At 73.1% G+C, this 21,631-nt stretch carries 20 protein-coding genes and 1 tRNA gene; 13 read left to right on the plus strand and 8 right to left on the minus strand.

The features are described from left to right. Positions 1 to 206 precede the first annotated feature (206 nt). The 12 genes from ACBR40_RS21180 (at position 207) to ACBR40_RS21235 (ending at position 11,429) form a co-directional block, all read left to right on the plus strand. Positions 207 to 278 (plus strand) — tRNA-Gln (locus ACBR40_RS21180). A gap of 135 nt (positions 279 to 413) precedes the next feature. Then, on the plus strand, positions 414 to 1,865 hold the full coding sequence (gene glmU, locus ACBR40_RS21185) for a bifunctional UDP-N-acetylglucosamine diphosphorylase/glucosamine-1-phosphate N-acetyltransferase GlmU (protein WP_371249859.1): 1,452 nt from the start codon (positions 414 to 416) through the stop codon (positions 1,863 to 1,865). Beyond that, a complete protein-coding gene (locus ACBR40_RS21190) occupies positions 1,862 to 2,839 on the plus strand; it encodes a ribose-phosphate diphosphokinase (RefSeq protein WP_329589748.1) in 978 nt (325 codons plus the stop codon). The genes glmU and ACBR40_RS21190 overlap by 4 nt, the downstream gene beginning before the upstream one ends. A 100-nt stretch (positions 2,840 to 2,939) precedes the next feature. Further along, positions 2,940 to 3,572 (plus strand): 50S ribosomal protein L25/general stress protein Ctc, encoded by a 633-nt coding sequence (locus ACBR40_RS21195; protein WP_344210966.1) that lies wholly within the window; start codon positions 2,940 to 2,942, stop codon positions 3,570 to 3,572. Between the two features lie 66 nt (positions 3,573 to 3,638). Next, positions 3,639 to 4,223: an aminoacyl-tRNA hydrolase gene (pth, locus tag ACBR40_RS21200; protein ID WP_344210964.1), complete on the plus strand. Its 585-nt coding sequence runs from the start codon at positions 3,639 to 3,641 to the stop codon at positions 4,221 to 4,223. Positions 4,224 to 4,340: 117 nt separating this feature from the next. Further along, positions 4,341 to 5,777 carry a sugar transferase gene (locus tag ACBR40_RS21205; protein WP_371249860.1) on the plus strand — a complete coding sequence of 479 codons (1,437 nt, stop codon included), beginning with the start codon at positions 4,341 to 4,343 and terminating at the stop codon, positions 5,775 to 5,777. After that, positions 5,777 to 6,541, plus strand: coding sequence for a 3'(2'),5'-bisphosphate nucleotidase CysQ (locus tag ACBR40_RS21210; RefSeq protein ID WP_344210960.1), 765 nt, complete (start codon positions 5,777 to 5,779; stop codon positions 6,539 to 6,541). Before ACBR40_RS21205 ends, ACBR40_RS21210 begins: the two co-directional genes overlap by 1 nt. 19 nt (positions 6,542 to 6,560) lie before the next feature. After that, on the plus strand, positions 6,561 to 7,475 hold the full coding sequence (cysD, locus tag ACBR40_RS21215; protein WP_371249861.1) for a sulfate adenylyltransferase subunit CysD: 915 nt from the start codon (positions 6,561 to 6,563) through the stop codon (positions 7,473 to 7,475). Continuing rightward, entirely contained in the window at positions 7,476 to 8,738 is a 1,263-nt protein-coding gene (gene cysN, locus ACBR40_RS21220; protein WP_329589758.1) for a sulfate adenylyltransferase subunit CysN, read from the plus strand. Positions 8,739 to 8,851: 113 nt separating this feature from the next. Continuing rightward, the gene (locus ACBR40_RS21225) at positions 8,852 to 9,748 is read left to right on the plus strand and encodes a sulfotransferase (RefSeq protein WP_371249862.1); all 897 of its coding nucleotides are present in this window, start codon (positions 8,852 to 8,854) and stop codon (positions 9,746 to 9,748) included. Continuing rightward, positions 9,745 to 10,653: a glycosyltransferase family 2 protein gene (locus ACBR40_RS21230; RefSeq protein WP_371249863.1), complete on the plus strand. Its 909-nt coding sequence runs from the start codon at positions 9,745 to 9,747 to the stop codon at positions 10,651 to 10,653. Before ACBR40_RS21225 ends, ACBR40_RS21230 begins: the two co-directional genes overlap by 4 nt. Beyond that, positions 10,650 to 11,429, plus strand: a complete 780-nt coding sequence (locus ACBR40_RS21235; protein WP_371249864.1) for a WecB/TagA/CpsF family glycosyltransferase — start codon at positions 10,650 to 10,652, stop codon at positions 11,427 to 11,429. Before ACBR40_RS21230 ends, ACBR40_RS21235 begins: the two co-directional genes overlap by 4 nt. On the opposite strand, the gene ACBR40_RS21240 is transcribed toward ACBR40_RS21235, so the two are convergent. Genes ACBR40_RS21240 through ACBR40_RS21265 form a run of 6 tightly spaced genes read right to left on the minus strand, consistent with a single transcriptional unit; the run spans position 11,419 to position 18,067 of the window. Further along, entirely contained in the window at positions 11,419 to 12,303 is an 885-nt protein-coding gene (locus ACBR40_RS21240) for a sulfotransferase (protein WP_371249865.1), read from the minus strand. The genes ACBR40_RS21235 and ACBR40_RS21240 overlap by 11 nt on opposite strands. Next, positions 12,300 to 13,592 carry a lipopolysaccharide biosynthesis protein gene (locus ACBR40_RS21245; protein WP_344210946.1) on the minus strand — a complete coding sequence of 431 codons (1,293 nt, stop codon included), beginning with the start codon at positions 13,590 to 13,592 and terminating at the stop codon, positions 12,300 to 12,302. Before ACBR40_RS21245 ends, ACBR40_RS21240 begins: the two co-directional genes overlap by 4 nt. After that, a complete protein-coding gene (locus ACBR40_RS21250; RefSeq protein WP_344210944.1) occupies positions 13,580 to 14,434 on the minus strand; it encodes a sulfotransferase domain-containing protein in 855 nt (284 codons plus the stop codon). The genes ACBR40_RS21245 and ACBR40_RS21250 overlap by 13 nt, the downstream gene beginning before the upstream one ends. Then, on the minus strand, positions 14,431 to 15,381 hold the full coding sequence (locus ACBR40_RS21255; protein WP_344210942.1) for a hypothetical protein: 951 nt from the start codon (positions 15,379 to 15,381) through the stop codon (positions 14,431 to 14,433). Before ACBR40_RS21255 ends, ACBR40_RS21250 begins: the two co-directional genes overlap by 4 nt. Then, positions 15,378 to 16,658: a hypothetical protein gene (locus tag ACBR40_RS21260; RefSeq protein ID WP_344210940.1), complete on the minus strand. Its 1,281-nt coding sequence runs from the start codon at positions 16,656 to 16,658 to the stop codon at positions 15,378 to 15,380. Before ACBR40_RS21260 ends, ACBR40_RS21255 begins: the two co-directional genes overlap by 4 nt. Beyond that, a complete protein-coding gene (locus ACBR40_RS21265; RefSeq protein ID WP_371249866.1) occupies positions 16,655 to 18,067 on the minus strand; it encodes a hypothetical protein in 1,413 nt (470 codons plus the stop codon). Before ACBR40_RS21265 ends, ACBR40_RS21260 begins: the two co-directional genes overlap by 4 nt. A 297-nt stretch (positions 18,068 to 18,364) precedes the next feature. On the opposite strand from ACBR40_RS21265, the gene ACBR40_RS21270 reads away from it, so the two are divergent. Continuing rightward, a complete protein-coding gene (locus tag ACBR40_RS21270) occupies positions 18,365 to 19,516 on the plus strand; it encodes a glycoside hydrolase family 26 protein (RefSeq protein WP_371249867.1) in 1,152 nt (383 codons plus the stop codon). Here ACBR40_RS21270 and ACBR40_RS21275 read toward each other — a convergent pair. Then, positions 19,513 to 20,397 carry a sulfite exporter TauE/SafE family protein gene (locus ACBR40_RS21275; protein WP_344210934.1) on the minus strand — a complete coding sequence of 295 codons (885 nt, stop codon included), beginning with the start codon at positions 20,395 to 20,397 and terminating at the stop codon, positions 19,513 to 19,515. The two genes, ACBR40_RS21270 and ACBR40_RS21275, sit on opposite strands and share 4 nt — an antisense overlap. Next, entirely contained in the window at positions 20,394 to 21,608 is a 1,215-nt protein-coding gene (gene cysC, locus ACBR40_RS21280) for an adenylyl-sulfate kinase (RefSeq protein ID WP_371249868.1), read from the minus strand. The genes ACBR40_RS21275 and cysC overlap by 4 nt, the downstream gene beginning before the upstream one ends. Positions 21,609 to 21,631 lie beyond the last annotated feature (23 nt).

Consider the following 21,631-nt stretch of genomic DNA (forward strand, 5'->3'; position numbering starts at 1 on the left):
CATCGTAGGTTAGGAAGTCCTGTGCCGCGGATTGCGGAGATGTGACGCTCTTCCCCGTAAGGTGGGTGGGAATCATCGCTTGTGGCGGTTGGCGCGTTCTGTTATAAGAAGCGACCCTGGCACCTGCGCGGATGGTCAATCCCGGCGCGGGACCGGGCCAGGGCTCGGTATCGTATGGATGTGTCGGACGCCACGTGTCCGATCTGTCCCGGATCGTCTAATCGGCAGGACAAGTGGTTTTGGTCCACTTTGTAGGGGTTCGAGTCCTCTTCCGGGAGCTTTGAGGCCAGACCCGGCGCGATTGTCCGGGGGTCGGGCAGGTATCCTCACGGTGTCGGGAGGGTAGCGGTGCGGTAGTCATAGAGGAGCCGTACCAATGGCCCTGATCGTCCAGTCACAGGGAGCCTCAGTCCGTGAGTGTGCCGCGCCCGGCAGCCGTGATCGTCCTCGCCGCCGGCGAGGGCACCCGGATGAAGAGCCAGACCCCGAAAGTCCTGCACGAGCTGTGCGGCCGCGCGTTGGTCGACCACATGCTCTCCGCCGCCCGCGAGCTCGATCCCGAGCGGCTCGTCGTCGTCATCGGCCACGCGCTGGAGCAGGTCGGCGGCCATCTGGCGGCCCACAGCCCCGACGCCCGCGCCGTCGTCCAGCGTGAGCAGCGGGGCACCGGCCACGCCGTACGCACCGTGCTGGAGGAGCTGGGCACCATCCCCGGCACGGTCCTCGTCACCTACGGCGACGTGCCCCTCCTGCGCACCCAGACCCTCGCCGCGCTGCTCGAACGGCACGCCGCCGACGGCAACGCGGTCACCGTGCTCACCGCCGAGGTGCCCGACCCGACCGGCTACGGCCGGATCATCCGCGACGGGTCCGGGGCGGTCCTGGAGATCGTCGAGGAGAAGGACGCCACGCCCGAGCAGCGGGCGATCAGGGAAATGAACTCCGGCATCTACGCCTTCGACGGCGAGCTGCTCGCCGACGCCGTCAAGCGCGTGTCCACCGACAACGCCCAGGGCGAGGAATACCTCACCGACGTCCTCGCCATCCTGCGCGGCGACGGCCACCGGGTCGGCGCCTGCGCCGCCGGCGACCACGTCGAGGTCGAGGGCGTCAACGACCGGGTGCAGCTCTCCGCCGCCCGCAAGGTGCTCAACCGGCGCCTGCTCGAGGACCACATGCGCGCCGGGGTCACCATCATCGACCCCGACAGCACCTGGATCGACGTCGGCGTGCGGATCGCGCCCGACGCCGTCATCCACCCCGGCACCCAGCTCCACGGCGAGACCGTCATCGAGGCCGGCGCCGAGGTCGGCCCCGCCACCACGCTCACCGGCACCCGCGTCGGCGAGCGGGCGGTCGTCCGCAACGCCGTCTGCGACCACGCCGACATCGGCCCCGAGGCCAGCGTCGGCCCCTACGCCTATCTGCGGCCCGGCACCGTGCTCAAGCACAAGGCCAAGGCCGGCACCTTCGTCGAGATGAAGAACGCCACCGTCGGCGAACGTTCCAAGGTGCCGCACCTCACCTATGCCGGCGACGCCACGATCGGCGACGACGCCAACATCGGCGCGTCCACCGTCTTCGTCAACTACGACGGGGTCAACAAGAGCCACACCACCGTGCGCGACGGCGCCTTCGTCGGCTGCGACACCATGCTCGTCGCCCCGGTGACCGTCGGCGACGGCGCCTACACCGCGGCGGGCTCGGTGATCATCGACGACGTTCCCCCCGGTGCCATCGGGGTGGCGCGAGCGCGTCAGCGCAACATCGAGAAATGGGTCTTGCGCAGGCGCGCGGGCACCAAGTCGGCCGCGGCCGCCGAGCGTGCGCTGGCGGAGCGAGAGCAGCAGGAGAATCAGCAGTGACCAGCATCAAATCGCCCGGCGAGAAGAACCTCATGCTCTTCTCCGGCCGGGCACACCCGGAGCTGGCCGAGGAGATCGCCCGGCACGTGGGCGTCTCCCTCACCCCCACCAAACTCATCGACTTCGCCAACGGCGAGATCTACGCCCGCTACCTGGAGTCGGTGCGCGGCTGCGACGCCTTCGTGATCCAGAGCCACACCGTCCCGATCAACCAGTGGATCATGGAGCAGCTGATCATGGTGGACGCGCTCAAGCGCGCCTCCGCCAAGCGCATCACCGTGGTCATGCCCTTCTACGGCTACGCCCGCCAGGACAAGAAGGGCCGCGGTCGCGAGCCGATCACCGCCCGTCTCATCGCCGACATGTTCAAGACCGCGGGCGCCGACCGGCTCATGTCGATCGACCTGCACACCTCGCAGATCCAGGGCTTCTTCGACGGCCCGGTGGACCACCTGTTCGCCATGCCGGTCCTGGAGAACTACCTCAAGAACAAGCTCGACCTCGACAACACCACCATCGTCTCGCCCGACACCGGCCGGGTGCGGCTGTCGGAGCGCTGGGCCGACACGCTCGGCACGCCGCTCGCGTTCATCCACAAGCGCCGCGACCTCGACGTGGCCAACCAGGTCAAGGTCAGCGAGGTCGTCGGCCGCGTACGCGGGCGCACCTGCGTGCTCATCGACGACATGATCGACACCGCGGGCACCATCTGCAAGGCCGCCGACGCGCTCTACGAGCAGGGCGCCACCAACGTGATCGTCGCGGCCACCCACGCGGTCTTCTCCGACCCCGCCGTCGACCGGCTGAAGAACTCCCGCATCAGCGAGGTCATCGTCACCAACACGCTGCCGTTGTCGCAGGCCGCCAGGTTCGACAAGCTGACGGTGCTGTCCATCGCCCCGCTGATCGCGAGGGCCATCACGGAGGTCTTCAAGGACGGCTCGGTCACGAGCCTGTTCGAGGGTGACACCTGAGCCCTATAAACTGAACCGGTTGCGCTCGTAACGCCTTCCGCTAGGGCGGGTGAGGGAGAGCGCCGACGACCGATTCCCCACCGCATCCCTAGGAGATGTCGTGTCCGAAGTACGTATCGCCGCAGAGCCCCGCACCACGTTCGGCAAGGGCGCTGCCCGCAAGATCCGCCGCTCCGACAAGGTGCCCGCCGTTCTCTACGGGCACGGCATCGAGCCCAAGCACCTCACCCTGCCGGGCCACGAGGTCCTGCTCGCGCTCCGCACGCCCAACGTGCTCATCCGGCTCAAGGGCGACGGCGTCGACGAGCTCGCGCTGCCCAAGGGCGTCCAGCGTGACCCGATCAAGGGCTTCGTCGAGCACGTCGACCTGCTGCTGGTCAAGCGCGGCGAGAAGGTGACCGTCGAGATCCCGGTCACCACCGTCGGCGACGTCAACAGCGAGGGCCTGCTCGACCTGCAGCTCACCGCCGTCCCGGTCGAGGCCGAGGCCACCAACATCCCGACCGGCGTCGAGGTCGACGTCGAGGGCCTGGAGGTCGGCGCCTCCGTCACCGCCGGCGAGCTCAAGCTGCCGGAGGGCTCCTCCCTCGCCACCGACGCCGAGACGGTCGTCGTCCAGGTCATCGCCAAGCCGACCGAGGCCGCCGAGGAGGCCGAGGGCGAGGCTGCCGAGGGCGAGACGGCCGAGGCCGCCGCCGAGGGCGAGAGCGCCGAGGCCACCGCCGCCGAGTAACGGTTTCCGTCGTGAACGGGGCGGCTTCCTTCGAGCCGCCCCGTTTCCGCGCGCGAAGGGGTGCAAATGGACCGCTGGCTGATCGCCGGCCTGGGCAACCCGGGGCCCGAATACGCGGGCAACCGGCACAACGCCGGCTTCATGGTGCTCGACGAGCTGGCCGCCCGGGCGGGCGCGCGGTTCAAGGCGCACAAGAGCCGGTCCGAGGTGTGCGAGACCCGCGCCGCCATCCTGGCCAAGCCGCTGACGTACATGAACCTGTCCGGCGGGCCGGTCAAGGCGCTGTCCGACTTCTACAAGATCGGCCCCGAGCGGCTGATCGTCGTCCACGACGAGCTGGACGTCCCCTACGGCGCGCTGCGCGCCAAGCTGGGCGGTGGCGACAACGGCCACAACGGCCTGAAGTCGATCACGAAGGTGCTCGGCACCCGCGACTACCTGCGGGTGCGCTTCGGCATCGGGCGCCCGCCCGGCCGCATGGACCCCGCCGCCTTCGTGCTGAAGGACTTCGCCACCGCCGAGCGCAAGGACCTGCCCTTCCTGGTGGACCGGGCGGCCGACGTCGTGGAGTCGCTCATGACCCACGGCCTGGAGGCCACCCAGAACGAGTTCCATCGGGCTGATCTGCACATTTCCGGCCCTCCTCGCTGATCCCCGCATAGGGTCGTTCGCCGGTCCGGCGTCCTCCGCACCGCTACCATCTGTGACTGTCCGTTGCAGAATGGTCACCCGGAGGACAGTGCGTTGCGCGGCCATGATGAGAGCCTCATGACCGTCGGCTCCGCTCACGTCGTCTCGCGGCGGGGCGGCCCGCGCGAGCCGACCTGGGTGCACGCCTATCGGATCAAGGCCGTGGTCGCCGATCTGTGCGGCGCGGGCATCGGGGCCGGGGTGGCGTTCGGGGTGCGGTTCGGCGGGTTCACGCCCTATGTGTTGCCGTACGTGCTGGTGAGCCTCGCGCTGCCGGTCGTCTGGACGCTCGCGGTTGCGCTGCACCGGGCGTACGAGCCGCGCATGGTCGGCGTCGGCTCCGAGGAGTTCCGCCGCGTCCTGCAGTCCGGCCTCACCCTCACCGCCGGCACCGCCATCGGCTCCTACGCGACCAAGACCGACGTCGCCCGCGGTTACGTGGTGCTCGCGCTGCCCCTGGTCACCCTGTTCTCCCTCGTCTTCAGGTACGCCCTGCGCCGCGGCCTGCACCGGTCCCGCGCGAGCGGCGGCTGCATGCGCAAGGTGGTCGCCGTCGGGCACGCCGCGTCCGTCGCCGAGCTGGTCGCGCTGTTCCGCGCCGAGTCCTACCACGGCCTCCACGTGGTGGCCGCCTGCCTGCCCGAGGGCGTGCCGGGCGAGCAGGTGGCCGAGGTGCCGGTGGCCGGCGACCTCAGCGACGTGCCGATCGCGGTCGACCAGTTCGACGCCGACACCGTGGCCGTGCTGGCCTGCCCCGAGATGGACGGCGAGGCGCTGCGCAGGCTGGCCTGGCGGCTGGAGCGCACCCGCACCGAGCTGGTCGTCGCCCCCGCGCTCATGGACGTCGCCGGGCCGCGCACCACGATCCGCCCGGCCGCCGGCCTGCCCCTGCTGCACGTCGAGCATCCCGAGCTGGCGGGGTTGCGGCAACTGCTCAAGAACGTCTTCGACCGCGTGGTGGCCGCGGCCCTGCTGGTGCTGCTGGCCCCGCTGATGGCCGGTCTCGCGATCGCGGTCCGGGCCACCAGCCCGGGTCCCGCGCTGTTCCGGCAGACCCGGGTGGGCCGCGGCGGGCGGCTGTTCACGATCCTGAAGTTCCGCACCATGCGGCGGGGGGCCGAGCAGCAGAAGATCACGCTGGTGAGCGACCGCGAGGGACTGCTGTTCAAGGTCCGCAACGATCCGCGGGTGACGCCGTTCGGCGTCCGCATGCGCCGCCACTCGCTCGACGAGCTGCCGCAGCTCATCAACGTCGTGCTCGGCCACATGTCGCTCGTCGGGCCGCGCCCTCCGCTGCCCGAGGAGGTGGCGCGTTATGGTGACGACGTACGACGGCGGCTACTCGTCAGGCCCGGCCTGACGGGGCTGTGGCAGGTAAGTGGTAGATCTGACCTATCGTGGGAGGAATCGGTCCGGCTGGACCTGCGTTACGTGGAGAACTGGTCCCTCACCCTGGACCTGCAGATCCTGTGGAAAACCTGGTCGGCCGTCGCCCGCGGGCAAGGAGCATATTGATGACGATTCGCGACGACCACGCCGTCGCCGCCGACCTGGCGAACGAAGCAGGCGAGAGACTGCTGCAGGTTCGCCGGCGCATGGGCTTCGACGACGCGGCCGCGCTGAAGGCCGAGGGCGACCGGAGCTCCCACGTCTTCCTCATGGAGGCGCTGGCCCGGCTGCGGCCGAGCGACAGCGTCCTGTCGGAAGAGGCCACCCGCGAGGAGCGGCTCGACCCGCGCCGCCTGTCCGCCGAGCGGGTGTGGATCGTCGACCCGCTCGACGGCACCCGCGAGTTCTCCGAGGAGGGGCGCGCCGACTGGGCCGTGCACGTGGCGCTCTGGGAGCGCGGCCGGCTCACCGCGGGCGCCGTGGCGCTGCCCGCGCAGGGCCGTACGCTCACCACCGCAGAGCCGCCCAAGCTGCCGTCGTCCGGCGGCGGGCGCTTCCGCATCGCGGTCAGCCGCACCCGCCCGCCGGAGTTCGTCCAGAAGCTCGCCTACCTCGTCGGCGCCGACCTGGTGCCGATCGGCTCGGCCGGGGCCAAGATCTCCGCCGTGCTGACCGGCGAGGTGGAGGCGTACGTGCACGCCGGCGGCCAGTACGAATGGGACTCCGCCGCGCCGGTCGCCGTGGCGCAGGCCGCCGGGGCCCACACGAGCCGCGTGGACGGCGCCGAGCTGGCCTACAACCAAGCCGACCCCTCACTACCAGATATTCTGGTTTCCCTACCGGAGCTGGCGGCATCCCTGCTCGCCGGGATTCGGGACCTGCACCGCTAAACCGCCGGAGGAAGCTCCCATGCTGCAGCGCGACTACACAACGTCGCAGCTCGACGTGCTCGAAGCCGAAGCGATCCACATCATGCGCGAGGTGGCGGCCGAGTTCGAGCGCCCCTGTCTGCTCTTCTCCGGCGGCAAGGACTCCATCGTCATGCTCCGCATCGCGGAGAAGGCGTTCTGGCCCGCGGCCATCCCGTTCCCGCTCATGCACGTCGACACGGGCCACAACTTCGACGAGGTCATCGACTTCCGCGACCGCCGCGCCGGCGAGCTCGGCGCGCGGCTCATCGTGGCCAGCGTCCAGGACTCGATCGACCAGGGCAGGGTCGTGGAGGACACCGGGCGGCGCGCCTCGCGCAACCGCCTGCAGACCACCACGCTGCTCGACGCGATCGAGAAGCACGAGTTCGACGCGGTCTTCGGCGGCGCCCGCCGCGACGAGGAGAAGGCCCGCGCCAAGGAGCGGGTGTTCTCCTTCCGCGACGACTTCGGCCAGTGGGACCCGAAGAACCAGCGCCCCGAGCTGTGGAACCTCTACAACGCGCGCATCCGCAAGGGCGAGCACATCCGCGTCTTCCCGCTGTCCAACTGGACCGAGCTGGACGTCTGGGACTACATCCGGCGCGAGGGCATCGAAATCCCCTCCATCTACTTCGCCCACACGCGCAAGGTGTTCGAGCGCGACGGCATGCTGCTGCCCGACTCCGAGGTGGTCCAGCGCGGCGAGGACGAGCCCCTGTTCGAGGCGGTGGTGCGCTACCGCACCGTGGGTGACATGACCTGCACCGGGGCCGTGCAGTCCCAGGCCGCCACGGTCGAGGAGATCATCGAGGAGATCGCGGCGACCCGGATCACCGAGCGCGGGGCCACCAGGGCCGACGACCGCGCGTCCGAGGCCGCGATGGAGGACCGCAAGCGAGAGGGCTACTTCTAAATGGACATTCTGCGCTTTGCCACGGCGGGAAGCGTCGACGACGGCAAGTCCACCCTCATCGGACGCCTGCTGTTCGACTCCAAGGCGATCTTCGAGGACCAGCTCGAAGCCGTCGAACGCACCTCCCGCGACCGCGGCACCGAGTACACCGACCTGTCGCTGCTCACCGACGGCCTGCGCGCCGAGCGCGAGCAGGGCATCACCATCGACGTCGCCTACCGCTACTTCGCCACGCCGCGCCGCAAGTTCATCATCGCCGACACCCCAGGCCACATCCAGTACACCCGCAACATGGTCACCGGCGCCTCCACCGCCGACCTGGCGATCATCCTCATCGACGCCCGCAAGGGCGTGCTGGAGCAGTCGCGGCGGCACGCGTTCCTGACCTCGCTGCTGCGGGTGCCCCACCTGGTGCTGGCGGTCAACAAGATGGACCTCGTCGACTACGCGCAGGAGCGCTTCGAGGAGATCAGGGAGGAGTTCACGGCGTTCGCCTCCAAGCTCAACGTCTCCGACCTGACCTTCATCCCGATCTCCGCGCTCAACGGCGACAACGTCGTCTCACGCAGCGAGAACATGCCCTGGTACCTCGGCACCTCGCTGCTGCACCACCTGGAGAACGTGCACATCGCCTCCGACCGCAACCTGACCGACGTGCGCTTCCCCGTCCAGTACGTCATCCGCCCCCAGCGGGCCACCGACCACGCCTTCCACGACTACCGGGGCTACGCCGGGCAGGTCGCGGGCGGCGTGCTCAAGCCCGGCGACGAGGTCGTGCACCTGCCCTCCGGGCTGAGCACCCGCATCGCCTCCATCGACACCTTCGACGGTCCGGTGGAGGAGGCGTTCCCGCCCATGTCGGTCACGCTGCGCTTCGAGGACGACCTCGACATCTCGCGCGGCGACATGATCGCCCGGCCCAACAACCAGCCGGCCGCCGCGCAGGAGCTGGAGGCGATGGTCTGCTGGATGGCCGACGGCGTCAAGCTGACCCCGCGGTCCAAGCTGACGATCAAGCACACCACCCGTACGGCGCGGGCGCTCGTCCGCGACCTGCACTACCGGCTCGACGTCAACACCCTGCACCGCGACGAGGAGGCCACTTCGCTCGGCCTCAACGAGATCGGCCGGGTGTCGCTGCGGGTCACGCAGCCGCTGTTCGTCGACGACTACGCGCGCAACCGGCTCACCGGCGGCTTCATCCTCATCGACGAGGCCACCAACGGCACGGTCGGCGCGGGGATGGTGCTCGACGCGCGCTGAAGGTAGATCTTTCTGGCGTTCCGTGACCGGTCGATTACCCGTAGCGATAGGGTCGCCGCAGGCCGCGCTCAGAGTCCACGCTGAGCGCGATGTTCTGATGCGAGGCCACTCCGTTGACCGATCATGAGCACGCCACCCAGGTGATCTACCTCGGTGGTCTGGGACGCAGCGGCACCACGCTGCTCGAACGGCTCCTCGGGGAGCTGCCCGGCGTGATCGCCCTCGGCGAGGTCGTGCATCTGTGGGAAAGGGGAGTGCTCGCGGGCCAGCCCTGCGGGTGCGGGGCGCCCTTTCCCGCCTGTCCCTTCTGGCGGCAGGTGGGGGAGCGCGCCTTCGGAGGATGGTCGGCCCGGCTGGCGGAGCGGGTGCTCACGCTGCGCCGGCGGGTCGATCGCACCCGTCGCGTCCCGCGCATCGCCCATCCCGACCTCGGCGACTACGTCGAGATCTACCGCAGTCTCTACGCCGCCACCGGAGCCCGGGTGGTCGTCGACTCCAGCAAGCACGCCTCCCTGGCCTGCTGCCTGGTGAGCGGCGGCGTCGACGTCCGGATCGTCCACGTGGTGCGCGATCCGCGCGCCGTCGCCCACTCCTGGGGCCGCACGGTCGAGCGGCCCGAGGACGGCCTGCCGATGACCCGGTGGGGGCCCGCCCGCACCGCTCTGCACTGGACGGCCCAGAACGCCGCGCTGGAGCTGCTCGCACGGCGCGGCGTCCCGGTCACCACCGTCCGCTACGAGGACTTCCTGGCCGCCCCCGGGCCCGCGCTCGGCGCGCTCGGGCACGAGCTGGGGCTCGGAGCCGTCGAGCCGTCGTTCATCGACGGGCGCACCGCCTGGCTCGGGCTGTCCCACACCGTCTCGGGCAACCCCATGCGCTTCCAGGTCGGGCGCGTCGAGCTGCGGCGCGACGACTCGTGGGCGACCGCCATGGCCGGGGGCGACCGGCGCGTGGTCAGCCTGCTCACCTGGCCGCTCCGCCTGCGCTACGGCTACCGGGGGGCCGCGTGAGGTCCGTCGGCGTGGTCGTGCCCACCCGCGGCGACCGGCCCGTCCTGCTGCGCCAGGCCGTCGAGAGCGTGCTGGGCCAGGCGCACTGGGGCACGCTCACGGTGGCCGTCGTGGTGGACGGCGATGCCTCCGCGGCCGAGGTCGCCGCGGGGCTCGCCGGGCTGGGCGACGGCGCGCGGCGGCGGGTCCTGGTGATCCCCAACACGCGCACGCCCGGCCTGCCCGGCGCCCGCAACACCGGCCTCGACGCCCTCGACGCCGACCTGGCCGCCTTCTGCGACGACGACGACCTGTGGCTGCCGGGCAAGCTCGCCGCCCAGCTCCGCGCGCTGCGCCGCGGCGGGGGCGAGTTCGCCAGCTGCGGCATCGAGGTCGAGCACGGCTCCCACCGGGTGCCGCGGCTCGCGGGCACGTCCACCGTGCGCGCCGCCGACCTCGTACGCTCCCGCATGGTCATGGTCCACTCCTCGACGTTCCTGTTCGAGCGCGGCGCCCCGCGCCCCGATGAGAGCGCGCCCGGTGGCCAGAACGAAGACTGGGACCTCGCCCTGCGCGCCGCCAAACGCCACCCGATCGCCTACGTCGACCGGCCGCTCGTCCGGGTCCGCTGGGGCTCCTCCCACTACTCCGCCCGCTGGGCGGACCGCATCGCCGGCCTCGACTGGATGCTCGCCCGGCACCCCGAGCTGGCCGTGGACCCGCGCGGCGCGGCCCGGGTCTACGGGCAACTCGCCTTCGGGCACGCCGCGCTGGGCCACCGGCGCGCGGCCCTGCGCTGGGCCGCCCGCGCCCTCGCCTCCCGTCCCGCCGAGCCGCGCGCGCCGATCGCGCTCGCGGTGGCGGCCGGGCTGGTCTCCGCGCCGGCGGTGCTGTCCCGGCTGCACGACCGGGGGCACGGCATATGACGCTGCTCGTGACCGCCGAGCGCGTCCGGGTCGGCGGGCTGGGGCTGGACCCGGTGCGCGAGGACGACGTCGTCGAGCGGGTGGCGGCCGGACTGGCCGCCGGGCGGGGCGGCCGGATCGTCACCCCCAACGTGGACATCTGCCGCCTCGCCGCCGCCGATCCCGAGCTCGGGCGGCTCGTGGCCTCGGCCGACCTCGTGGTGGCCGACGGGATGCCGCTGGTCTGGACGGCGCGGCTGCTGGGCACGCCGCTGCCGGAGCGGGTCGCGGGCGCCGACCTGCTGCGCGCGCTCAGCGCGCGGGCCGCCCGCCACGGATGGCCGGTCTACCTGCTCGGCGGCCCGCACGGCGCTCCCGAGCGGGCCGCCCGTGAGCTCGTCAGGGCCTTCCCCGGGCTGCGGATCTGCGGCGCGCACGCGCCCGCGCACGGCTTCGACTCCTGCCGTGAGCAGCGGGCCGCCGTGCGGCGCAGGGTCGCGACGGCCCGTCCCCGGCTGGTCTTCGTCGGCCTCGGTTTCCCCCGGCAGGACCTCCTCATCGCCGAGCTGCGGCGCGACCTGCCGCAGGCGTGGTTCCTGGGATGCGGGGCGGCGCTCGCGTTCGCGGCCGGCATGGTGCCGAGGGCGCCGTGGTGGATGCGGCGGGCGGGCCTGGAGTGGGCGTTCCGCCTCGCCACCGAGCCGGGCCGGCTGGCCCGCCGTTATCTCATCGACGACCTGCCGTTCGCGGCCCGGCTGCTCGGCCGCAGTCTGGCCGCACGCCTGATCAGGCGGTGAGTGCGCGGACTCGGGCGGCGTCCTCCTGGCTGAGGCCACGGGTGGCGGTGGCGAGCGCCTGGCGGGAGTCCATGCGGCGGTAGGCCGTACGCGACAGGCCGGACCAGCGGAACGCGCCGCCCGCCGACGACGGGCCGGTGCAGGCGCGGTGGATGCGGCGGGCGGCGGCCGGCGTCCAGGGCAGGCCGGCGTGGTCGTACAGCTCGCGGAAGCCCGTGAGGGGGTCGGCGGCCAGGGACTCGTAGGGGACGACGAGGATGCCGGGCGTGCCGGCCAGGATTGTCCGGGTGACCCGCCAGAGGGCGGCGATCGCGGCGAGGCGGTCGGTCGCGGGGTCGAGGGCGGCGAGCTCGGGGTGGTCGCGGACGAGCAGCGGCTGGTCCAGCAGGTCGCGGAGGTCGGCGCGCCAGCCGAGCCGCTGCCAGCTCGCCACGAACGACACCGGCTCACGCACCAGCGCGATCACCCGGCAGCCCAGCCGCCGGGCGAACCAGCCCGCGCTCAGCACCGCGAACGGGTCGTCGAGCAGCGCGCGGCGTCCGGTCAGCCGGCCGCAGGCGAAGGCGGTGCCGTAGCGGAGCAGGCGGGCCAGGTCGTACGGGCGGTGGTTCGCGCGCAGCTCGGCCCCCCAGCGGTAGCGCAGCGCGACCGTGTCGCGGAAGGCGGGCAGCCACACCTGGTCGTTGTCGTCGCAGATGTACTGGAACCGGTGGGTGACCTCGGCGGCCAGCACGCCGGGGCAGCGGCCGGGCGGGTGCTGGGGGTTGAGCGGCTCGTTGACGTAGACCAGCCCGCCGCCGGCCGCCAGCATCTTGCCCGCCCAGCTCGTGCCGCTCCTGGGCAGACCGGTGACCAGCACGGGCGCGGCGCTCATGCGGCGGCCCAGGTACGCAGGCGCAGCGCCGCCGGCGTGTGCCGGCCGAATGGGCGCAGCCCGTAACGCCGGTGGAGCTGCCACAGCGGCAGCAGGTTCTTCACCAGCACCCCGCCCGACCATCCGGCCACGGCGCCGAGCGCCCCGTGCGCGGGCACCAGCGCCAGGTCCAGGACCAGCGTGCAGGCGACGGCCGCCAGCAGGTTGAGCAGGCTCATGCCGGTGTGCCCGGCGGCGGTGAGCACGACGTCCACCATCCCGCAGGCCGTGGCCACCATCATGGTGCCCGCGAGCACCAGCGCGACCGGGGCCGCCGTGCCGTACGCGGGCCCGAACACCGAGAGCAGCCACGGGGCCAGCGCCGCGTACGCCAGCCACACCGGCCAGGTCAGCAGCACCAGCCAGACGGTCGCCGTCTGGTAGAGCTCCCTGGCCCGTGCCAGCTCGCCCCGCGCCAGCGCGCTCACCAGCCGGGCCTGCACGGCCTGGGTCAGCCCCTGGTTCGCGAGCTGGCCCACGACCTTGAACCGGGTGGCGGCGGTGTAGACGGCGGCCTGCGCGGGCCCGGCGAGCAGCGCGACGACCACGACGTCCAGCCGCTGGAAGACGGCCTGGATCGCGCCCGCGAAGGACCGGGGAGCGGTGTAGCGCCACAGCTCACGCCCCGCCCCGGGCAGGCCGGGGCCGTTCGGCGTCCGCCTCCGCACCGCGACGGCCGCGAGGACCAGCACCGGCACGTACGGGAGCGCCCACGCGAGCGGCAGCCACTCCGGCCGCCCGGCGAGGGCCACGGCGGCGACCAGCGTGAGCTGCGCGGCGGGCAGTGCCATGCCGTCCAGGAGCACGGTGGGCCGCAGCGAGCCGGAGCCGCGGGTGGCGGCCAGGAGCACGTCGCCGAGCACGACGACCGGCACGATCGCCGCCACCGGCCCCACGCGCGGCCACAGCAGCGCGGCGGCCACGGCGGCCGCCACCGCGCACGGAACGATCGCCGCCCGGATAAATCCGGAAATGTCGTGATGTCCGGCCGCCTTCGCGCGGGCGATGAAGAACACCAGCCCGTTCCCCGCGTCCAGCTTCGCGACGCCGGCCGCCATGAGCACCACGGCGGTGGCCGCGAAGAACGCCCCGGCCTCGGCCGCGTTCACCGCCCGGGTCACCACCACGACCAGCGCGAACTGCGCCGCCGCCGACACCCCGGCCGCCGCCAGCCCCGCCGCCCCTCCGCGCGCCACGCCGCCGCGCCGCCGCAGCCCCGCGACCAGGCGGGCCGGGGTCACCGCCGCCACGACGGCTCCGCGCCCAGCCAGCGCGTCAGCCGGGCGTCGTACGGCTCGAAGTGGTCGCGCAGCGCCCGCCCCAGCCCGCCGGGCAGCGGGTGCGGCCGGGGACGCCCGTTGTGGCGCTCGAACTCCGGATAACCCAGGTGCGGCGCCCCCAGGAACTCCAGCACCCGGTCGTAGACGTGCTCGGGCTGCTCGAAGAACAGGTGGCTGTCCAGCACGAGGATGCGGTCCTGGCCGAACAGCGGCTCCAGCCGGTCGAGCTGGTCGGCGTACCGGCCGCGGGCGAGGTAGGCGTGGTGGCGGTGGGAGTGGTGCCGGGCGTGCGGCGAGGCGCGCAGCAGCTCCTCGGCCCCGTCGAGCCGGGTGGTCTCCAGCTCGACGGCGCGCTCGAACCGCGGCTCCGTCTCGTACCCCCTGGCCAGCTCGTGCGCGTGGGCCGAGCAGGCGCGCTCGACCGGGTCGCGGACGAGCACGACGAGCTTGACCCCGGGAAGGTCGGCGGCGATCCGCTCCCCGGCCAGCGGGTGGAACAGGTAGTAGGGGGACGACTCGAAGGCCAGCGCCCGGCCGCCGTAGCGGTGGGTGAGCAGCGCCGCCCCCGCCCGCAGCGGGAAGTGCGCCTGGTACCAGGCGGGCCCGCGCCAGTAGGCCACGTCGAAGTAGTGCACGCCCTTGTGCAGCACCGGCTTGAGCAGCAGCGGGTGCTGTGCCAGCGCCCGGTAGAGCGACGTCGTGCCGCACCGCTGGCCGCCCGTGATCATGAACGCGGGCAGCAGCCGCGCCCCGGCGGTCAACCGGCCCGCCGCCCGCGACAACGACAGGACCGACCGCTTCACGGTCCTCATAGGAACGACTCCTCGTGGTCGACGGCCGGGTTGAGCCAGGCGTGCGGCGGGCCGAGCGGTTCGTGGCCGTCGGCGGCGTGCCGGTCGGCCAGGGCGATGAGGTAACGCAGGGCGCTCTGCCGGGCCGTGGCCGCCGGCACGCCGAGCGGGGCGAGCTCGCGCGCCGCCCGCGCCACGCAGGCGCGGGCGGCGTCGGGGGGCGGCAGCCGGCGCAGGGCGCGGTGGAAGAAGTGGTGGAGGGCGTCGAAGCCGTAGGGGACGCCGGTCGCGTAGCGCTCCCAGTCCCAGACGAGCAGCCGGCCGCCGGGGGCGGGGCAGACGTTCCAGGGCACGAAGTCCCCGTGCCAGGCGGCCCCGGTGGCATGACCGGCGTCGTGGCGGGCGTCGCGACCGGAGCCATGACCGGCGTCGTGGCCGGTGGCGGCGATCTCCGCGATCGCGGCCAGCAGCAGCGGGCGGGGCGCGCGGCGACGGCGGCGTACGGGCAGCGGCGACACCGCCAGCACCGTGAGGCCGCGCCAGTCGCCGAGGTGCAGCACCTCGGGCGCGACGACCGTGCGCAGGCCGAGCCCGGCGACCCGGCGCAGGGCCGCCGCCTCGGCGGCGACCAGCGCGCGGGTGCGCGCGGTGTCGCCCACCTTCACGTACGCCAGCAGCCGCCCGCCCGAACGGACCTCCAGCACCGGCTTGCGGTTGGCCCGCCGGGCCGGCCGGACGTGCAGGACGGTCTCGACCGGCCGCCCGAAGACCTCGCCCAGATGGGCCGCGATCGACCCCTCGCCGGGCACCATGACCGGCGACCCGACGTGCCACCAGCGCCGCGGCGCCAGCCGGCGGGGCACGGCGGCGTGCGGCAGCAGGGTGTAGGCCCGCGGCGACCCCGGCCCTGGATAGAGCAGCCGGACGGTGTCGGCCAGGTAGCCGAGACGGACGGCGGCGTCGTTCATGCGGGACCTCGGCGGGTGTTGCGCCACAGGAGGGCGAAGGAGATGAGGTAGAGGATGAGCGGGGTGACCAGGCCGTCGTAGACGAACATGTAGAGCAGCACGAGGCCCATCACCAGCACCCCGCCCAGCCCGACGGGGCTGCGGTCGGCCCAGTAGTGGCGGATCGCGCCCACGAAGAAGGCCACGTAGAGCGCGGCGCCGGTGAGCCCCTGCGTCATCAGCAGCAGCCAGAGCTGGCCGTCGCTGCCGAGCGGCGGATGCCCGCAGCCCGGGCACCACCCGGTGCGGCCGGTGGTGACGGTACGGCCGTTGCCCGTGGCGTTGCGGGTGTTGCCGTAGCCGATCACCGGCGAGTGGGCGGCGGCGGCGAGCGTGGCGGTGACGGTGAAGGCCCTGATGTCGTTGGAGTGCGGCCGGTCGAGCCGCTGCGCGACGAGCGGGGCCAGCGGGCTGAGCGCGAACGCCAGCGCCGCCGCGGCCACCGCCCCGCACAGCGCGAGCCTGGTGCGCCCGCCGACCCGGACGATCAGGTAGACGACGGCCAGACCGAGCCCGATCCACAGGCCCCGGTTGAGCGAGTAGACGACGGGGACCGCGGCCAGGGCGGCCAGTACGGCGAGCAGGACCCGCTGCCGCCGGCTCCCGTGCGCCCACCAGCCGACCACCGCCCAGACCAGCAGCACCGACACGTTGCTGCCCCAGGCGTTGGCCCACTCGAAGGGCGCCTCGGGGCGCGGCATGGCGTAGCCGAGCACCTTCTGGGTCTGCGCGGCGGTCGGGTGGATGAGGTTCTGGACGAAGGCGTTGCCGCTCAGCCAGTCGGGCAGCAGCAGCTCCACGGGCGAGGTGAACGCGAAGCCCGGCACCAGCACGCCGAGCAGCCCGCCGGCCACCGTCGTGGCGAACAGCACCCCCAGCATGCGTACGAGCCGGAGCTGCGGCAGCTCCCGCTCGGTCAGGTTGCCCAGGTAGAGCACCATGATCAGGACACTGACGTAGAGCGCGAGCCGCATCGTCCAGCCGATGAGCCGGCCGGGGCCGAGCTCGCCGTAGGTGCCGGGCGGCGACTCGGCCAGCATCAGCGCGCTCACGAGGTAGCCGGCCAGCAGCAGCATCCACAGCCAGAACCCCGGCGGCACCTGGATCGGCCTGCGCCGCCAGAGCAGCACCGCCATGGGCCAGGCCAGGACGATCACCGACAGGCCGCCGAACCCGAGCGCCCACCAGAGCGGGTAGCCGACCAGCAGCGCCGCGATCGGCCAGGCGGCGCGGCTCACGGCGGTCCCGGCCTGGACCTGCGCAGCGGCGGCATGTGCGGCAGGGGGGTCGTCTCGGCGGACGTGCTGATGCCCAGCTCGGCGGAGGTCGCCGTGGGGAACTCGCCGGTGGCCACCAGCTTGCCGAGCGGCGTGTGCGGGCGCGGCTCCAGCAGCGGCACGAACGTGGGCACCACGTCCGTGACGGCGACCACGCCGATGATCGGGACGTCGTGCCGGCCGAGCCGGCGGGCGGCGGCGGTGACCTCGGGGGCGGTGACGCGGCCGAGGCCGACGAGCAGCAGGGCGGCGTCGGCCCGCGCGAGGTCGCGTACGTCGGTGCCGTCGAGCACGGTGAGCGGGGCGCTGACGGCGAGCGGCTCGACGGGCGAGGAGGAGCGGAGGTCGGCGGGCAGGGCGCAGACCAGCAGCCGCTTGCCCGGGCAGGCGGCGACGACGGCGCAGGCCAGCTCGTGCAGGACGCCGGGCTCGACGGCGTAGGACCGCTCGTGCAGGACGCCGGGTTCGGCGGCGTAGGACCGCTCGTGCAGGAGGCCGGGCTCGGTGACGCAGGACAGGTCGGCCAGCACCGGCAGGCCGGTCAGCCGCTCGATGTCGGCGGCCTGGCGCAGCCGGATGTCGAGCCGGTCGCGGATCAGGGCGGCGGCGGCGCCGGTCAGCAGCCCCGCCATCAGGCCGGTGCCGAGGTAGAGCGGCAGGCTGGGCGAGCTGGGCTCGGACGGCGGCACGGCGGGGCTGATGACCGCGCCGGGGGTGACCGCGACCGTGCGGAGTGCGTCGTACTTGAGCGCGAGGCTCGCGGCCTGCCTGTTGAGCACGCTCTGCCGCTGGAGCGCGATGGTGTGGTCGGGCGTGCCTCTGACGAGCAGGGCGAGCCGGCGGATGGTCGCGTCGAGCCCGGCGTTGACCTGCCTGAGCTTGCCCAGCACGGCCTGCTGCTGCTCGGCGAGCGCGGTGAGCGCGCTGTCACGGCGGTGGGCGAGGTAGGCGTCGGCGTACGCGGTGGACCGGACGGCGGCGGTCTGCGGGTCGGCGGCGGTGACCGCGATGGCGAGGACCGAGGAGTTGGGCGGCACGGTGACCTCGGCGGGCTCCGCCGTGGTGAGGCCGAGTGCCTTGGCGGCCCGGCCGGTGACCACGGCCGACGCGGCGACCTGGGCCTCGGTGTCGAGGTTGAGCGACTCGCGCTGGCGGGCGGTGACCTGGTTGCCGGGCTCCTGGGCGCCGATGGGCATGACCTGCACCTGGGTGACGGCGGTGTAGGCGGACGGCGTGAGCCGCATGAGCCCGAGCCCGGCGGTGCCGCCGACCACGACGCAGCCCACGAGGACCAGCCACTGCCGGCGCAGCAGCGCGAGGTGGTCCGCCAACTCGCCGCGGCGGGCATGGACGTCCGGCGGCTGGGTCATGGGAGCGGCCTCCTGGAGGGGTGTGCGCGTCGTCGCCGCCCGGCGACGCAGCGTCACGGGCCGAGGCGTGCGCCCACTATAGGGCGGACGATCAGCACCGGACCTGAATCCGCAGAGATTTTTCCGTTACGGCGGCAAAGAAGGGCCTCCATAAAGCGATATTCCCGGAAAATTCGGGCGGCGCTTTACCCGGGACGACCAGCGGATACTCGCCACTCCGGCTGAAGTTCGTGGAATGACATGGCAAGGTTCAGGTGTGACAGGACGGGGGTCCTTCGACCAGGAGGGTGGACAATTTTGCAACTACGGGGAATTACCTCCAGAACGGTCACGGCGTTCGCCGCGATCGTGACGCTCAGCTCCTGCTCCGGCGCGACCGGCACGGCGGGCGCCGCCGGGTCGGCCGGGTCGGCCGGTTCTTCGGGCGGCTCGGTGGCCGGCTCCACGGCGGCCTCGGCGGCGGAGTCCGGCGACGCGGCCGGCCCCGCCAGACAGGTGACCGGAGCGCCGGCCTGTACCGCCACCGCCCGGCTCATCCCGTCCTGCGGCGCCTGGTGGGGGCTGGCGCCCGAGATCTTCACCGGCGCGCCGGTCGAGCAGGCACTGCGCGGGGCCGAGACCCGCATGGGGGCGGCCGCCGACGTGGTGCACGTCTACCACCGGGGCGGCGAGCTGTTCCCGACCCGGGCCGAGATCGGGCTGGCCCGCGACCCGGCCAGGCCGCGGCTGCTCATGGTCAACTGGAAGCCCGCGCTCGACCACACCTGGGCCGAGGTCGCCCGCGGCGAGATAGACCGCCGCATCGACCGGCTGGCCGCCCACCTGCGCAGCGCCTTCCCCGAGCGGTTCTTCCTCACGCTGCACCACGAGCCGGAGAACGACGTGGACGAGTCGCCGGGCTCGGGGATGCGGGCCGCCGACTACGCGGCGATGTACCGGCACGTCGTGCTGCGGCTGCGCGAGAGGGGCGTCAGGAACGCGGTCTTCGTGATGACGTACATGGGGGCGCCCAACTGGGCGGCCCAGCCGTGGTTCGAGCAGCTCTACCCCGGTGACGACGTGGTCGACTGGGTCGCCATGGACCCCTACGCCGACGACCGGGTGAAGGACTTCGACAGGCTGGTCAACAAGACCCGCGAGGAGGAGGAGTTCGCGCAGTGGCCGGGCTTCTACCGGTGGATGCAGCTCCGTTTCCCTGGCAAGCCGGTGATGGTGGCCGAGTGGGGGGTGTTCGGACGGCCGCGCGACCCCTCGTTCAAGCGCCGGTTCTTCGAGTCGGTGGGGCGGGAGATCAAGCGTTACCCGCAGATCAAGGCGCTGCTGTACTTCGACTCGCCGCAGGCGCCGCGCGGTGACACGACCTTCGACTCCGACCCTGGGGCCGGGCGGGCCTTCACCCGGCTCGCGCGCGACCCCTACTTCCGCTCGACGCCGGTGCCGCGTCCCTAGCGGGCGGCCGGGCTCATGGCCGCGTCCGGCTCGGCGGGCGCGTCCGCCCTGCGCCGCCGCAGCCGCCACCCGACGACGATGACCGCGGTGGCGGCGGCCAGGGCCGCGACGGTGACGACGTTGCTCGCGTCCAGCAGCTTGAGCGCCGAGGCCAGCAGCACGATGGCCAGCAGGGCGCGGATCAGGCCGCCCGGGGCGCGAGAGGAGATCCTGGCGCCGAGGTAGACGCCGGGGAGCGAGCCGATGAGCAGCGAGAGCGTGAGGTGCAGCTGGAAGTCGCCGAACAGCAGGTGGCCGAGCGCGGCGGCGGCGACCAGCGGCACGGCCTGCACCAGGTCGGTGCCGACGAGCTGGTTGGCCTTGAGCGCCGGATAGAGCGCGAGCAGCGCCACGATGATCAGCGATCCGGAGCCGACGGAGGAGATCCCGACGACCAGACCGCCTACCATACCGACCAGTAGGGTAGGGATCGGGCGCACGACGATGTCGTGGGCGCTCGCCGTGCCGCCCCGCCCGCCGAGCAGGGTCTTGACCGCCATGCCCGCCACGGCCAGCAGCAGCGCGACGCCCAGCGCGTACGTCACCGCGTCGCTGACGGCGAACGCGCGGGCCAGGAACACCCCGCAGAACGCCGCCGGCACCGACCCCGCGCACAGCCAGCCCACCAGACGCAGGTTGACCGTGCCCCGGCGCAGGTGCACGAAGCCGCCGACCGGCTTCATCACGGCCGAGGCCACGAGGTCGCTGGAGACCGCGGCGAGCGGCGGCACGTTGAAGAACAACATCATCATCGGCGTCATGAGGGCCCCGCCGCCCATGCCGGTCAGCCCGACCACGATGGCGACGAGAAAGGAACCGCCGACGAGGGCGAGATCGATCAACGTACCCAGCCTCCGGACCGCAGCGTCTCCAGCACACGGGAGACCGCCGCCTCGATCGACAGATGTGTGGTGTCGATGACCAGCTCGGCGTCGTCCGGCTCCTCGTAGGGATCGGAGATGCCGGTGAACTCGGGGATGAGCCCGGCGCGGGCCTTGGCGTACAGGCCCTTGCGGTCGCGCCGCTCGCACTCCTCCAGCGGCGTGGCCACGTGCACCAGCAGGAAGTCCGCGCCGACCGCCTCGACCATGGCCCGCACCTCGGCGCGCGTGGCGGCGTAGGGGGCGATGGGCGCGCAGATGGCCAGGCCGCCGTGCCTGGCGACCTCGGCGGCCACGAAGCCGATGCGGCGGATGTTGAGGTCGCGGTCGGCCTTGGAGAAGGTCAGGCCCTTCGACAGCAGGTGGCGCACCACGTCGCCGTCGAGATAGGTGAGCGCGCGGCCGCCCAGCTCCAGCAGCTCGTCGCGGAGGCCGCGGGCGATGGTCGACTTGCCCGAGCCCGACAGGCCGGTGAAGAAGACGACGAGGCCGCGCCGGTGCGGCGGGCCCGGGATGGTGACCGGGTCGGGGCCGGGGAAGTGCTCGACGGCGCCGTACGCCGCCGCGACGCGCTCGCGCAGCTCCAGGTCGATCTCCGGCTCGGCGCGCGGGGCCAGCGGCACGGAGACCACGAGCGTGCCGGGGGGAAGCTGCTCCTTGGCGCGCAGCGCGGCGCGGACGACGGCCGGGCCGCCCTCGCCGTACGCGAGGGGGAGCAGCATGATCAGCGCGTCCAGCTCCTTGGCGGTGGCGACGATCTCGGAGAGGTCGTCGAGCGGCCCGCGCATGGTGACGGCGAGCGCCGGGCGCCCGCCGAGCTCCTCCCTGACCTGGGCAGGGGTGCGGCGCAGGCGGGCGAAGGGCCCGTGCTCCGGCGCCCCGAGGCCCTTGACCGGGCCCGCGACCAGGCCGTCGGCCTCCCGCTCCGTCACGGTCAGGGCCGCGAGCGGCAGGCCCTCGGGGTCCAGCAGGGTCACCTCGTCGCCGGGGGAGACCTCGGCGGGCAGGTGGAGGGTGACCGGCGCGGGCCACGGGGTGCCGTCGGCGAGCGTGCCGCGCTCGTGGACCGCGTGCAGGTCGTCGTGGCCCAGGAACCCCGTCAGCGGCGCGAACGCGCCGGAGAGCAGCAGCTCGAGGTCGGCCAGCTCGTGCGGCTCGGGGGTCCACTCCACGGTTCCTACATCCCAACTAATCC

The sequence above is a fragment of the Nonomuraea sp. AD125B genome (genome assembly GCF_041402765.1).
In the GTDB taxonomy this organism is placed as follows: domain Bacteria; phylum Actinomycetota; class Actinomycetes; order Streptosporangiales; family Streptosporangiaceae; genus Nonomuraea; species Nonomuraea bangladeshensis.

Coding starts and splice junctions, on each gene's coding strand:
- pth (WP_344210964.1), top strand. CDS start 3,639: ATGGACCGCTGGCTGATCGCCGGCCTGGGCAACCCGGGGCCCGAATAC.
- ACBR40_RS21205 (WP_371249860.1), top strand. CDS start 4,341: ATGACCGTCGGCTCCGCTCACGTCGTCTCGCGGCGGGGCGGCCCGCGC.
- ACBR40_RS21210 (WP_344210960.1), top strand. CDS start 5,777: ATGACGATTCGCGACGACCACGCCGTCGCCGCCGACCTGGCGAACGAA.
- cysD (WP_371249861.1), top strand. CDS start 6,561: ATGCTGCAGCGCGACTACACAACGTCGCAGCTCGACGTGCTCGAAGCC.
- cysN (WP_329589758.1), top strand. CDS start 7,476: ATGGACATTCTGCGCTTTGCCACGGCGGGAAGCGTCGACGACGGCAAG.
- ACBR40_RS21235 (WP_371249864.1), top strand. CDS start 10,650: ATGACGCTGCTCGTGACCGCCGAGCGCGTCCGGGTCGGCGGGCTGGGG.
- ACBR40_RS21240 (WP_371249865.1), bottom strand. CDS start 12,303: ATGAGCGCCGCGCCCGTGCTGGTCACCGGTCTGCCCAGGAGCGGCACG.
- ACBR40_RS21250 (WP_344210944.1), bottom strand. CDS start 14,434: ATGAGGACCGTGAAGCGGTCGGTCCTGTCGTTGTCGCGGGCGGCGGGC.
- ACBR40_RS21255 (WP_344210942.1), bottom strand. CDS start 15,381: ATGAACGACGCCGCCGTCCGTCTCGGCTACCTGGCCGACACCGTCCGG.
- ACBR40_RS21265 (WP_371249866.1), bottom strand. CDS start 18,067: ATGACCCAGCCGCCGGACGTCCATGCCCGCCGCGGCGAGTTGGCGGAC.